Origin of the sequence: Niallia sp. FSL W8-0954 (genome assembly GCF_038005605.1) — a bacterium.
In the GTDB taxonomy this organism is placed as follows: Bacteria; Bacillota; Bacilli; order Bacillales; family Cytobacillaceae; genus Niallia; species Niallia circulans_A.
In genome coordinates this window covers 1,913,927-1,927,776 of the sequence record NZ_JBBOTN010000001.1, presented here as the reverse complement: position 1 = coordinate 1,927,776, position 13,850 = coordinate 1,913,927, and the positions used below count along the sequence as shown (strand labels likewise).

Genomic DNA, 13,850 nt, shown 5'->3' with positions numbered 1-13,850 from the left:
GGTTTTACCACCTCGTATTTTCGTATTCTGCATCTTGCAGGATTTGCGAGATATTCCCTGAAACTTCTACGTTATCTGGTGTACATAAGAATATATCCGTACCGATTTTCTGGATATCGCCACCGATAGCATAAACAGTGCCACTTAGGAAGTCAATTATACGCTTTCCTTGGTCTTTTTCGATGCGCTGTAAATTCACAACAACTGCACGACGATTTTTTAATTGATCAGCAATATCTTGTGCTTCTGCGTACACACGAGGTTCCACTAAAAATACCTTCGATGACTTCTGTACACTTTGTAAACTCACAACATTTTGACTGTTTTTCGGTTGTTGCTGCTGAATATGATGGTTATGGTTATGCTGACTGTGAGTATGCTGTACAGGCTGCTTATAATTCCTTGCCGGCTCGCTTGGTTCTTCTTGATAGTTTACTTGCTCTTCTTCATAATCTTCATCTTCTAAAAAGAAAAACGTTTTAATTTTTGATTTTATGCTCATTTCACTTGCCTCCTAATTCTCGCTTCCTACTAAAGCAGTTCCAATTCTTATCATCGTTGCTCCCTCTTCGATCGCAATAGAATAATCATTTGACATTCCCATAGAAAGCTCTGTACATGGAGCATATGGTAATTGTAGTCCTTTAACATCTTCTTGAATGCTTTTTAAATTCTGAAAGCACTCACGCAAGAATTCTTTATCATCTGTAAATGGTGCCATCGTCATTAATCCAACTACCTGAATATGAGGATATTCGGACAACTGTTTAACAAAATCGATAACTTCCTCTGGCTTCATTCCATGCTTTGACTCTTCATTGGAAACATTAACCTGTACAAAACACTTTATGGTTCGATTCGCTCTTTTATGTATTTCTTTTGCTAGAGAAAGTCGATCCAATGAGTGAATATAGTCTACATAATCTATAATACCTTTTACTTTTCTCGTCTGCAATGATCCGATAAAATGCCATATAGGCTTGTCTTGAAGAACATCATATTTTGCTAATAATCCTTCTTCACGATTTTCTCCTAAATGAACAATGCCAGCATCGAGTGCTTCTTTTGCTCGCTCTATTGTAACATATTTTGTGACAGCAATTATCGTAACCTCTTCTGGCTGACGATTCACTTTTTTACATGCTGCTACTATTTCTTGTTTTATTCCATTAAGATTATCTTTCACTAACATTTAATTTTCGTCTTCCTCTCTCCATCCAATATAACTCATCATTCTCCCAGTGTTCCCTTTATCTCTTCTGTGAGAGAAAAAATATGCATCATCTTCGTAAGTACAATAGTCGGTTAGATGAATATTACTTTCGAGCATACCACTTTCTAACAATATCTGCTTATTTGCTTCTTGTAAATTCAGTCTGTATTGTCCTGGAGAAATAGTACTAAATGGCTTGTGTTCTGATTGTATTGCCTTTTCTATTTCATTAATAACACGATCATCCACGACATAATGGCGCTCTGAGATAGAAGGACCAACAATGGCGAGCACTTCTTCTCTTGGTATCTTATGAGAAGCAAAAACTTTCATCATTTCCCCGGCAATGCCTTTTACGGTTCCTTGCCATCCAGCATGAGCGATACCTACTGCTTTTGTAGCTGGATGAATGAAATATAAAGGAACACAATCTGCAAAACATAAAGTTAATAATATATTTTTTTCAAAAGTAAACAAACCATCCGTATCTTTTAACGCACTATCATAATCGCTTGCACCCATACCTAAATGTGCTTGTGTTACTTCCACAATATTAACTTGATGTGTTTGCACAGCACCAACCCATTGCTCTAATGGGAAAGATAATTTTTGTGCTAGTTCCTTACGGTTTGCAACCACTGTATCCTTTTGATCATTTACATGAAACGCCATATTTAAACTTGCATAATCGCCTTTACTTTTCCCACCATTTTTTGTTGTGAAACCAGCTATTAGATTCGGAAACTGCTGCTCCCATAAATCAAGATTGAAAAACTGCTTATTTCTTAAAATAAAAGGTTCCATTATCTAACCCCATCTTTTTGTTTTAGTTTACCATATAGAGCTGTCATTGGTCACAGAAAAACATATTTTTCTGTAGAAATAAGGTTGCATTTTATGAAATTCGAAACTCGCTCTTTTCTAACCTGCCATTCCTCTCCCTTTTTACCAATAGAAAAGGCTAGACAATCATTAAAGTACCTACTTTAAGAAGTCTAACCTGTTTTATTCCTATTTAGCTTTGAATGTTTTTATTCATTTGTTTAATAGCAGCTTTTTCCAATCTTGAGACTTGCGCTTGTGAGATGCCTATCTCATCTGCCACTTCCATTTGTGTTTTCCCTTGAAAAAACCGCTTTCGCAATATCAACTTTTCTCGATCATTTAATCGGCGCATTCCTTCTTTTAATGCTAATTCTTCCACCCACTGTATATCCTTATTCTTTTCATCACTTAATTGATCCATTACATAAATCGGATCTCCACCATCATTATAGATTGGTTCAAAAAGCGATACTGGATCTTGAATAGCATCTAATGCAAAAACAATATCTTCATGTGGAATGTCTAACTCTTTGGCAATTTCCTCAGCTGTTGGTTCTTTTGATGTTTTATTCATCAACCTTTCTCTGACCTGTAATGCCTTATAAGCAATGTCTCTCAGAGATCTGGAAACCCTAATTGGATTATTGTCGCGTAAATAACGACGAATCTCTCCAATAATCATCGGAACAGCATAGGTGGAAAACTTAACATTTTGACTTAAATCAAAATTATCGATAGATTTCATTAGACCAATACAACCCACTTGAAATAAGTCATCCACGAATTCTCCTCGATTATTAAATCGTTGTATCACACTTAATACGAGGCGGAGATTCCCATTTACGAGACTTTCTCTTGCGGATGTATCTCCCTCATGCATTTGCTTGAAGAGCAATCTCATTTCTTCGTTTTTTAATACTGGAAGCTTTGATGTATCCACACCGCAAATTTCTACTTTATTTCGAGTCAATCTATTTCCCTCCTCACAGGAGCTGCTGTACAAAAAACAGTATCTCCCCGAGAAGGAAAAATATGCATGGGATGAATTTTTGTTAAATTTCCTATTTACGCTAATTTCAACTGAATTTATGTGGGACAAGGCTTTCCGAACGAAAAAATTTTTTAGACCATTTTATTAAATTCTTTTTGTAGTCTTTTAATAATCCTTTTCTCTAAGCGAGAAATATACGATTGGGATATCCCAAGCATATCTGCTACATCCTTTTGCGTTTTTTCTTCTCCCGTTCCTAAACCAAACCGTAATTCCATGATTTGTTTCTCTCTGTTAGACAATTGGTGAAGCGCTTTTACTAATAGCTTTTTATCTACACTTGCATCTAAATCTTTCGTAATAATATCATCCTCTGTGCCCATAACATCGGAGAGAAGAAGTTCATTTCCATCCCAATCTATATTTAACGGCTCATCAAATGAAACCTCTGAACGGATTTTATTATTTCTGCGCAAATACATCAAAATTTCATTTTCAATACATCTTGAAGCATATGTGGCCAGTTTTATTTTTTTTTCCGGATTAAACGTATTAACCGCCTTAATTAATCCGATTGTGCCAATGCTGATTAAATCTTCGATGTTAATCCCAGTATTTTCAAACTTTCTTGCGATATAAACAACAAGGCGTAAATTTCTCTCTATCAGCATCGAACGAGCTGCTTGGTCTCCTTTTGGAAGTTTTTCTAAAAGGATTTCCTCTTCTTCTTTCGTTAACGGAGGAGGCAGTGCTTCACTTCCACCAATATAAAATACTTCATCTGTTTTCAGTCCAAGTTTTATCAGTAATTTGTACCAATAATAAGATAAGCGAAGCTTCCATTTACTCATGTGCATTTCCTCCTTCTAAACGATGATTTTCGTGAGTATAGTATATTAACTAACTTTTTCTTCGATTGATTTTTTTCCTAAGAGCATTTTTGGATGAACAATACAATCAAATATGCCCTCAGCAGATAGAACTTGATTGGTAAACGAGATTAATCCCTTTTCCACTGCAATTACTTCCTGCTCTTTTTTTAAAAGCAAAGAATCTGGTTTCACGGCAATAAGTAACTGGTGGTCCTTGCCGACTACCTTATATGGAATAATTCGCATCTTGCTTTCCCATTCTGGTGCGATTGGTTGACTGCCATAGATAATAGCTTCTGGCTGGTCCGTGAGACGAATTATTTCTGCTGGCATATCCTTTTCTATATTTTTCAAAGATACAAACATTACGGGAAGGCGGGAAATGGGATCATATACTTGATTACCACTATCCACCAAACCCTTGATAGAAAATTCTTTTCCCCCTACTTGAAAAATAACGTCGATTATCTGTTCATATTGAATCTTTGTCACTTCCATCCCTTCCACATTTCTTCTCGAAAAGTACCAAGCAATCGGAAATCCTAACAAAACAAAAAGCCAACTTATCGGGTCACCAAAGCCTTTAATGCTTGCAAGAAGGACAGAAGAAGAAAGATTGAAATCAAACTGAATAAAATAATGAGCACCTATCAAAGTTCCCCCAATTAAAAAAGTAGCTAAGTAAAATATCATTAATGCTTGGATATAGGTACGAAATCGCTTATATCCAAAAGCCATTGCTACCATCACGATAGAAAATAGAAGTTTCGATATGGGATGATTAGTATAGGGACTAAGCGGCGTTATCGAAAAAAGGATAATAAGGGAACCAATTAACCCTCCAAGCAATATTCGCCAATGGATAATTTTTTTCTTTAATAGAATGCCTGTTAAATATAGTAATAAACTGTCAAACAAAAAATTTAATAGCCATATCACATCTAAATAAATGGCCAAGCATGTAATTCCTCCTCTCCTTCATAAAAGCAACAAAAGAAGTAAATCTTCTCTCTACTAATCTGTTACGAAAAAGTATAACGTACTTGTTCTTGAAATTCTGTCACTTTCTGTAATCAAAATATCAGAAATTTGCTCTATTTCTAACGGTTTTTGTCACTATATCTCCTCGGTTAAAAACTTTAAGTTCTAGCGAAATATTATCAGTTTTTTTACTAATTCAAAGGAATAAAAAGGGAAGAATAAAAGAAGTGATGAGTTTTACTCTAAATAAAAGGGGAGATTACTTTATTCCTGGAAGATAAATCGAGTAGGAGGGAGTGATTAACTCCCGACCTCTCATACCACCGTACGTACGGTTCCGTATACGGCGGTTCAATTAAGATGAATAACGCAAAGTTTCGTAACGAACTTGCAGACTTTTCAGCCCTTGGCTTTCCCAATAGGAATTGCCGAGGGTTCTGTGTAATATGGGGCTTTTAGAAATGCGCCAGTACCCTTTTCGGGTGTTTCCCCACTCGTATGCTTTTCCAAAAGGAACTTTCAACCGAGTAAGATTTCTGACTCTTGTTTGAGGTTTCTTCCAATTCTTCCATAGACACATCCTTAATCTTCTTTTAATCCAGCTATCTAGTGATTTGAATGTGGAACTTGTATCTGCTAATCCAAAATAACCACACCACCCCATTAGATATTGGTTTAACATCTTGATTCTGTATTCCATGGAGTATGGCATCTTTCTTGAGGTAATCTCTCGTATTTTCTTTTTCATTCGAACTAGACTTGTTTTCGCAAGACGAACCTTTGGTTCTTTGTGACTCGTGAAACTAAAACCTAAGAACTTCCGGTTCCAAGGACGGTCTACCGCTGATTTCTTTTCGTTTACTTTTAAACGAAGTTTTCCCTCAATAAATCTTTGTACACTCGCCATTACTCTTAGACCCGCACGTTCTGTTTTCACATAAATATTGCAATCATCTGCGTATCGAACGAATTTATGTCCACGTTCCTCCAACTCTTTATCGAGTTCATCTAGAACTATGTTTGAAAGTAAGGGACTTAAAGGTCCACCTTGTGGTGTTCCTTCTTCTATACTTGAAATCACTCCATTTATCATGACACCAGCTTGGAGATATTTACGAATAAGTTTTAATAAAGATTTATCTGAAATTCGTTTCGCTAATGTTGCCATTAGTCGGTCATGATTGACCTTATCGAAGAATTTCTCTAAATCCATATCAATCACCCATCGATAACCTTCCTTTAAATAACCCTTTGCTTTCCGAATAGCGTCATGGGCACTCCGATTTGGACGGAATCCATAACTGTGGTCCGAAAATGTTTTGTCATATTCCTTTGATAAAATCTGCGAGATAGCTTGTTGAATAAAACGATCTGTCACGGTTGGGATACCTAGTAAACGCACACCACCATCTGGTTTCGGGATTTCGACTCGACGTACTGGTTGTGGTTCATAGGTTCCATTCAAAATCTGCGATTTAATGGTTTCCCAATTTTCGAGGATGTGCTGTCGTAAGGTTTGTACGGGCATCATGTCTACTCCATGGCTTCCTTTATTCGCTTCCACTCGCTTTAGCGCTTGTATCATATTTTGCCGTTCAAGAATTTGATTCAACATCACCATTTCGTTCCTTTCCGTGATTAGCTTATCTTATTATGCCCATCTGAACTCCACCCTCCGCAAATACCCTCGTGGGATTCACCACTACTTTCTAAGCGTGAGGTTTCTCTGTTTTCTGTGCTATTTCATTCTAGATGGAAAGCCAAGGGCTAATCTCTCTTAATTGTTCAGTCCTTCCGACTGGTTCTAGACCCAATCGTACTATGACCTCTGCTGACTTCTGATGATTCAGCTACTTGTCACCAAGTAGGTTATGAAGGGTACTTCACGTTTCCATCAGACCTCCCCGGGTAAGCACATGCACTTTCACACCATCTATCCGCCTCATTTACTAGGTATGACCTTCGACAGAAAGGACTTTGTTTTGTGTTGCAAACTCATCCAGTCGTAACTAGCCTTGTATGAGATTCGTGTTCCTCGGACCGGTGTTTTGCCTCCAGCTTCCTTCAGATTCCGCGTCACCACGGACACCCTAGCTCTTGGCTAACCTCTACTTCTGTCTTCGGGGTTCGGGACTCGCACCCTATAGTTCATGTGCATGCCGGGCGCACAACAAAAAACCTTTCCATTATGAAAAAATGGAAAGGTTTTTGCTAAAGAAATAATTACCTTCTGCGGTTTCTATTTCTTAAGAATGTCGGAATATCTAAAGCATCTTCTGGTTGTTGCGCATTGCTTCTTGGTTGTTGTTGTTCTTTTTGCACATGCGGCTCTTCACGTTTCACTTCTCTATTGTTAACCGGATTGTTGACAGGGTTTGCGTTATTGTTATTTGGCTTTAAGCCGCCAAATCCAGGTCTATCTGGCTGGAGCTGCGATAAATCTTGGTTAAAGCCAGTAGCAATCACCGTAACAACAATTTCATCTTTCAAATCATCATTAATAATAGAACCGAAAATCATGTTTACATCTTGATCGGAAGCAGATGCCACAATATCGGCTGCCTCTTGTACTTCATACAAGCTTAAATTCGTTCCACCGGTAATATTCATCAATATTCCTTGTGCTCCATCAATGGAAGTCTCCAGAAGTGGTGAAGAAATTGCTTTTTTCGCTGCTTCAGCTGCACGGTTTTCCCCTGCTGCAACACCTATCCCCATAAGTGCAGAACCTTTATTCACCATAATTGTTTTCACATCAGCGAAGTCTAAGTTAATCAGCCCTGGTGTTGCGATTAAGTCAGAGATACCTTGTACACCCTGGCGTAATACATTATCCGCTTCTCTAAACGCTTCAAGCATCGGAGTTGATTTATCTACGATTTCAAGTAAGCGGTCGTTTGGAATAACGATTAATGTATCGACAGCATCCTTCAATGCTGTAATCCCGCTTGCAGCATGTGTGGATCTTTTTCTTCCTTCGAAAGTAAAAGGTCTTGTTACTACCCCTACTGTTAAGGCGCCTAGGTCGTGGGCGATTTGAGCAATAACTGGTGCAGCACCTGTTCCAGTTCCGCCACCCATTCCTGCCGTAACGAAGACCATATCTGCTCCTTTTAATGCCTCTTCAATTTGTTCTTTGCTTTCCTCAGCAGCCTTTTTCCCTACTTCAGGATTTGCACCTGCCCCTAATCCTCTTGTAAGTTTTCCACCAATTTGCATTTTGATTTCTGCTTTAGATAAATTTAATGCCTGTGCATCTGTATTTACAGCAATGAACTCTACCCCTTGTAGGCCATGCTCAATCATTCGGTTAACAGCGTTATTTCCACCGCCACCTACACCTATAACCTTTATTACAGCTAGTGAATCTATATTTGTATCAAATTCCAACATGACAAATCCTCCTAATTCGTCGATATTCAGCAGTATCGAACTGTCCGCATCTCAAGTCTTGGTGATATGGAGTAACATACCATTTTAATACCTAGACTGACCCTAAACGACTCTCAGCCTTCTCGAAGTTCTTTTTTATCAAAATTATGTTTTTCTATTAAGACATTTCATTAATCAAAGAAATATCCCATAAATTTCTTAAACTTTGAAGGTTCTTTTTCCACTTGTTTTTTCTCATAAGCTTGTTTTTGGGATGCTGTTTTCTGAGCTTTTTCCCTTGTTTCAGCAGGAACAGCAACAGGGTTATGGATATTTCCACCTTGAAGTTTACTATTTTTATAGGAGAATTTAATTAAACCAACTGCAGTAGTATATTGTGGCTCTCTAACTCCAATATAATCAGGAATAGCAATTCTAACTCGGCTTTGGAAAATATCTTGCGCTAATTCTAAAATTCCTTTCGTACTAGCTACTCCTCCAGTTAATACAAATCCTCCTGGAAGATCATATACTCCTAGTCTAGCTAGTTCATGACCAACAAGTTCAAAGATTTCTTCTAATCTAGCTTCTATAATATCAGAAATCTCCAATTGATTAAATTGCTGATGCTGATCGCTTCCTATAATAGGAACGCTGAATACTTCCTCTTCAGAAGCATGATCATAAAAAGCATAACCATACTTTATTTTAATTTTTTCGGCATCTTCTGTTGTAGTTCGAAGACCAATGGATAGATCTTTAGTAATATGATCTCCACCTACAGGAATAACGCTAGTGGCTTTAAGGAATCCATTTTCAAATACAGCAATAGTTGTAGATCCTCCGCCTATATCTATTAACGCCACTCCTAAGTTTTTCTCATCTTTTGAAAGCGCAAAAGATCCTGCAGCAAGTGGTTGCAAGGAGATATCTTGAATTTCAAGTCCTGCTCTTTCCACACATCTTAAGGTGTTATGTAAAATGGTTTTACTTCCAGTTATAATAGTACCTTCCATTTCCAATCGTACACCAATCATTCCTCGGGGATCAGTAATTTCATCTAATCCATCGACAATAAATTGTTTAGGAATAATATCAATAATCTCTTTTTCAGGGGGAATGGAAACTACTTGTGCAGCATCCTTTACCCTAATTACATCTTCAATTGTAATTTCGCGATTTTCACTTGAAACTGCAACTACCCCACGTGAGGTTTGCAGATTAACATGATTTCCCGAAACGCCAACAACTACTTGCTTTATCTCCATCCCAACCATTCTTTCAGCTTGCTCTATTGCTTGTCGAATAGAATGAACGGTTTCATCTATATCCACAATTGAACCTTTTTTTAAACCTTCTGATGGGACGATGCCTACACCAATAATATTTAAAGATTCGTTAATCATTTCTCCAATGATTACTTTTATGCTGGATGTACCGATGTCTAGACTCACATAAAGTTCATTGCTGTTCATTCTCGGGCACCTCCTTTTGCATTTTAAATAATGTGAACAACAAGTTATGTCATACAGTCAAAAAATTCAACTTTTTTTATCAGAAGTAACGTCTGCTATTTACATAGTTTTTTGATATACATAATATAATCTTCACAACTATTCTATTGTATACCAGGCAACACCATATTTTCACTAAGTTTTCGCAAAGTGTCAATACAATTTTGGTCTTTTTTACTACAAATAGGACTAATTACTTATTTCACAAGGAAATATCGTAATTCACTTCCACATATCTATTAATATTTAAATTATTCGCCAAAACTAATATATTCCCTTTTTTCTCTGTCAACTTTTTTCATTTTTTTCAAGAGAATGCGTATTTGATTTCTTTAAGATAATACTGCGAATGACAGCTATATTTTGAAATAGTCGAACACCAAATGCAAAAATAGCCGCTAAGTATAAGTCTACACCAAGATGTACACCTAGAAAAGCTAAACTTGCTGCAAGAGCAATATTAAAGAAGAACCCAGTTACAAATACTTTCTCGTCGAATATATTTTGCAGATGAGCACGAATCCCTCCAAATAAAGTATCCAGTGCAGCGAGAACAGCAATTGATAAATAGTTAGCATATTCGTCTGGCACTTTTATATCGGTTAATAATCCTAATACAATCCCAACAATCAGCCCAAATATAGGAAGCCACATTAAGAATCTCCTCCTTTACTTGTACTTACGGGCTTCATATAATGGATATTTATGGGGTTGCTATATGCTGGTATTTTGATTGGTTCCTTTGGCATCTCGACATTCAATAACAGATTAGATAAGAAAAATTCATCTGCTGACTTTGAAACCTTCATGTAATTAAACAGTTTTTCAACAGTGTTAGCATCCTTCGCTATCACTTTTATTTCAATTGGCAGCTGGTTTAGGGGATTCCCATCCATTTTTAACACATTGTTAATTTCACGGATAACAGTTGTATTTACATAACGATTATCATTTATCGCTATCTCCTCAGCACCATATAAATTTAATTCATTTACTAACCGTTGTAATAATTCAGAGGTAACTACTCCAGGATTTTCACCTAAAAGCATTTCTGTACTGACAGACTCAATCTTTAAGACAATTCCATTTCCCGTTACTTCTGTTAAGCCCGCTTCCTGCTTTAATTCTGCCAAAGTCTCTTTCAATACCGCTTCTTTGCTTCTTGGGGTTTCATTCTCATATTCTTCTATCTTTCCATTTGTCGAACGTATCTCATCTATTAACTTTAATTCTAATTTTTTCTCATGGATAAGATCTTCTCTTAACTCCCAAGTATCTCTCGTGTCTCGTACAACAGGTTCTTTTATTGTCTGAAATTGAACTGCTATCATAAACCCTGCAATAAGTGTAATTCCCGTCATCGTTATAAATTTCTTATTCAAAGCGCATCATACTTTCTAAATCATACTTATCGTTAATTAACATTTAAAGGATCCATTTGGATCATTCTTTTTTTCTCAAGCGTAAATCTTACATTATCATTTACTAACAAATCCTTTACGCCACCATTTATATTTATTGCGCCTTCTAACACATCGCTATCGCCAATTGCCGTAATAACAAATGGGGCTGGGTGCTGATAACCGTCAATTTCAATTACTGGACCATTGCAAAGGATATAAGAATTATGTGCTAGCCTTTGTCCATTGATACTAATCGCTTCTGCACCAGCAATATAAAGCTCGTTGATCACTTTAAATACATGATGCTCATGAACCAAATAATTATTCACATTATCTTCCTTTGGATTATACTCACCATCTTCCAAAGCAATTTGTACCCCTTCCCCTTTTACTGCAACCTTTCCTAAATATATCCGGTATTTTTCCGCATCTTCTGCCAAGTTATAATAAGTCTCTGCTTCGTTAGAAAGTTTCTTCTCTAATTGAAGCAAGTCCCTTTGGTTTTCCTTTAACTCCTTATACAACTTATTGTTCTTTTCTTCCTGCTCAATTAGCTCATTGCGCAAATCCAAATCTCTTTCAAATTGGCTCTCACTCACTGCTTTCCCTTCATCTTTTTTTGTATTTTGATAGGAAAAAGAGATCATAAATCCAAGTACAAGAAAAACTAAGGAGAAGATAACATTTCTTCTTCTTTTATTATTCTTCACCCTTCTTTTCCCCTTCCGAATCAAAAGCTTTAAAATAAGAACCTACCTCTAAATCAATAACGCCTTTTTTATCTGTATTCAGCTGGGAAATGATGGATGGATAATGCTGCAGCTTATCCGAAAAAGAGGATAAAGAAGCTAATACCTGATTTCCATCATTCATATATACAGTAACACGCCACTTATCTGTATTTTTAGGAGTATACCTTACTTCAGAAATTGCGTTATACACTTCTGCTGACAGTTTATTTAGTTCTCCCCCTATTTTTTTGATTACTTTATTATCTTCGCTCTTTATATCCTTAATAATTGGAGCATCATAGGGACTATTGGTCATAGCTCTGTCATGCAACATCTCCCCATTTTCAAGAAGTGGAATAAATTCATTCTTTACTTCAAAGTAAGCAATCTTCCTATACTCTTTTACGTCTATATGAACAGTATTTGGAAAAACAATAGAAATCTTAGCAGATTTAATCCCGCCTGAGTCTTTTAATTTCTCTGTGAGCTTGTCTTTTTTGATTGTCCAAATATTTGTTTTGCTGTCAATTCCACTCATTTTCTCCAAGTCTTCAAAAGAATATAAATGATTACCCGTAATTTCGATGTTTTTCACATGACTTAAAGGCGATTGGAAGTATATAACGCAAACGATGATTAGGAAGAATAGAAGGAGAAGGAAAATAAGGCGACGATTTGCTTTTCTTCGTCTCTGCTCTTTTAATTTTGGAATTCTATCTTCTAAAGAAACTACCTTCCCTTTTTCCAAAAAATCACCCCGGTATTATTAAATAAGGAAATAGTACATAACATTTCAATAGGTTGTCCACCTTTTCCTAACAAACAAATTTTCTATTTGCTATCTTATTTTTTCTTGTTATCGATTACTTCCTTCATGACATTATACAACCTCATTGCCGCATCAGGAATACCTAATTTTTTGGAAGCCTCTTTCATTTCCTTTAGCAAAACAGGATTAAGCATGATTGCATCCATTTCTTCTATCAATTTTTGGCCATTCATATCCTGTTCAAGAAGCATTCTGGCTGCTCCATTACTCGTTAATGCATGCGCATTTTTTTCTTGATGATTATTCGTTACATAAGGACTTGGCACAAGAATGCTCGGAATACCAAGCGAGGTTAGCTCACTTAGTGTTGTTGCGCCAGCTCTTGCAACAGTTAAATCAATACTCGTTAATACTTCAGGCATATTATGGACAAATGGCTTAATAATAACATTTTCTGGATTGCCGACACGCTCTACTTCTTTCTTTACCGCTTCGTAGTGCACCTCTCCTGTTACATAAAGAACTTGATAAGCTTTCTCCCCTAATTGTGGTAAAGCTGCAATTACAGCATCATTTATCGGTCTTGCTCCTCTACTACCGCCAACAATAAGAACAGCGGGTTCTTTTAATTTTAATCCGACTGATAAGCGACCTTTTATTCCATCCTGATTTAACACTTCGGATGCCCTTGGATTCCCGGTCATCACTACTTTTTTATCTGGAAAAAAAGAAGCCGCTTCTTCAAAGCAAATCGCTACTTTATCGACATATTTACTTAAAAACTTATTGGTTAACCCTGGAACACTATTTTGTTCATGAATAATAGTCGGTATTCCAAGCTTAGCTGCCGCATATACAACCGGACCACAAACATATCCGCCTGTTCCGATGACAACGTCTGCTTTAAATTCTTTTAAAATCGCTTTACTTTTTTGTACACCTGCAATAAATCGCCAAACTGTTTTCACATTTTCTGGGGAAAGTTTTCGTTTAAACCCTGTGATATGTATTGTTTTAAATGGAATATCTTCTCGTCTAACTAATTTACTTTCTAGCCCTTGCTCTGTTCCGATATAAAGAAATTCAGCATCCTTCACTTCTCTTTTTATTTCGCGGATCAATGCTAATGCAGGGTATATATGTCCCCCTGTTCCTCCGCCGCTTACTACTATTTTCATT

14 protein-coding genes are annotated in these 13,850 nt (G+C 36.7%); all 14 read right to left on the bottom strand.

Going from position 1 to position 13,850, the window contains the following annotated elements:
• Positions 1 to 4: 4 nt before the first annotated feature.
• The 14 genes from NX902_RS09380 to murG all read right to left on the bottom strand — a co-directional run bounded on the left by NX902_RS09380 (position 5) and on the right by murG (position 13,849).
• Positions 5 to 502 (bottom strand): cell division protein SepF, encoded by a 498-nt coding sequence (locus NX902_RS09380; RefSeq protein ID WP_095329106.1) that lies wholly within the window; start codon positions 500 to 502, stop codon positions 5 to 7.
• Between the two features lie 12 nt (positions 503 to 514).
• On the bottom strand, positions 515 to 1,192 hold the full coding sequence (locus NX902_RS09375; protein ID WP_095329105.1) for a YggS family pyridoxal phosphate-dependent enzyme: 678 nt from the start codon (positions 1,190 to 1,192) through the stop codon (positions 515 to 517).
• On the bottom strand, positions 1,193 to 2,017 hold the full coding sequence (pgeF, locus tag NX902_RS09370; protein WP_095329104.1) for a peptidoglycan editing factor PgeF: 825 nt from the start codon (positions 2,015 to 2,017) through the stop codon (positions 1,193 to 1,195).
• Between the two features lie 211 nt (positions 2,018 to 2,228).
• Entirely contained in the window at positions 2,229 to 3,008 is a 780-nt protein-coding gene (gene sigG, locus NX902_RS09365) for an RNA polymerase sporulation sigma factor SigG (RefSeq protein ID WP_047939922.1), read from the bottom strand.
• A gap of 152 nt (positions 3,009 to 3,160) precedes the next feature.
• Positions 3,161 to 3,880 (bottom strand): RNA polymerase sporulation sigma factor SigE, encoded by a 720-nt coding sequence (sigE, locus tag NX902_RS09360; protein WP_095329103.1) that lies wholly within the window; start codon positions 3,878 to 3,880, stop codon positions 3,161 to 3,163.
• A 45-nt stretch (positions 3,881 to 3,925) separates the two neighbouring features.
• The gene (spoIIGA, locus tag NX902_RS09355; protein WP_163184929.1) at positions 3,926 to 4,858 is read right to left on the bottom strand and encodes a sigma-E processing peptidase SpoIIGA; all 933 of its coding nucleotides are present in this window, start codon (positions 4,856 to 4,858) and stop codon (positions 3,926 to 3,928) included.
• A gap of 379 nt (positions 4,859 to 5,237) precedes the next feature.
• The gene (gene ltrA, locus NX902_RS09350; protein ID WP_171510276.1) at positions 5,238 to 6,500 is read right to left on the bottom strand and encodes a group II intron reverse transcriptase/maturase; all 1,263 of its coding nucleotides are present in this window, start codon (positions 6,498 to 6,500) and stop codon (positions 5,238 to 5,240) included.
• A gap of 605 nt (positions 6,501 to 7,105) precedes the next feature.
• Positions 7,106 to 8,275 carry a cell division protein FtsZ gene (gene ftsZ / locus NX902_RS09345; protein ID WP_123257427.1) on the bottom strand — a complete coding sequence of 390 codons (1,170 nt, stop codon included), beginning with the start codon at positions 8,273 to 8,275 and terminating at the stop codon, positions 7,106 to 7,108.
• Between the two features lie 170 nt (positions 8,276 to 8,445).
• Positions 8,446 to 9,729 (bottom strand): cell division protein FtsA, encoded by a 1,284-nt coding sequence (gene ftsA, locus NX902_RS09340; RefSeq protein ID WP_095329100.1) that lies wholly within the window; start codon positions 9,727 to 9,729, stop codon positions 8,446 to 8,448.
• A gap of 327 nt (positions 9,730 to 10,056) precedes the next feature.
• Entirely contained in the window at positions 10,057 to 10,422 is a 366-nt protein-coding gene (locus NX902_RS09335) for a small basic family protein (RefSeq protein WP_095329099.1), read from the bottom strand.
• Positions 10,422 to 11,150: a DUF881 domain-containing protein gene (locus NX902_RS09330; RefSeq protein WP_371471169.1), complete on the bottom strand. Its 729-nt coding sequence runs from the start codon at positions 11,148 to 11,150 to the stop codon at positions 10,422 to 10,424. The genes NX902_RS09335 and NX902_RS09330 overlap by 1 nt, the downstream gene beginning before the upstream one ends.
• 32 nt (positions 11,151 to 11,182) lie before the next feature.
• On the bottom strand, positions 11,183 to 11,881 hold the full coding sequence (locus NX902_RS09325) for a DUF881 domain-containing protein (RefSeq protein ID WP_095329097.1): 699 nt from the start codon (positions 11,879 to 11,881) through the stop codon (positions 11,183 to 11,185).
• Entirely contained in the window at positions 11,871 to 12,650 is a 780-nt protein-coding gene (locus NX902_RS09320; RefSeq protein ID WP_123257425.1) for a cell division protein FtsQ/DivIB, read from the bottom strand. The genes NX902_RS09325 and NX902_RS09320 overlap by 11 nt, the downstream gene beginning before the upstream one ends.
• Positions 12,651 to 12,745: 95 nt before the next feature.
• Positions 12,746 to 13,849, bottom strand: a complete 1,104-nt coding sequence (gene murG / locus NX902_RS09315) for an undecaprenyldiphospho-muramoylpentapeptide beta-N-acetylglucosaminyltransferase (protein WP_163188546.1) — start codon at positions 13,847 to 13,849, stop codon at positions 12,746 to 12,748.
• Between the last annotated feature and the right edge of the window lies 1 nt (position 13,850).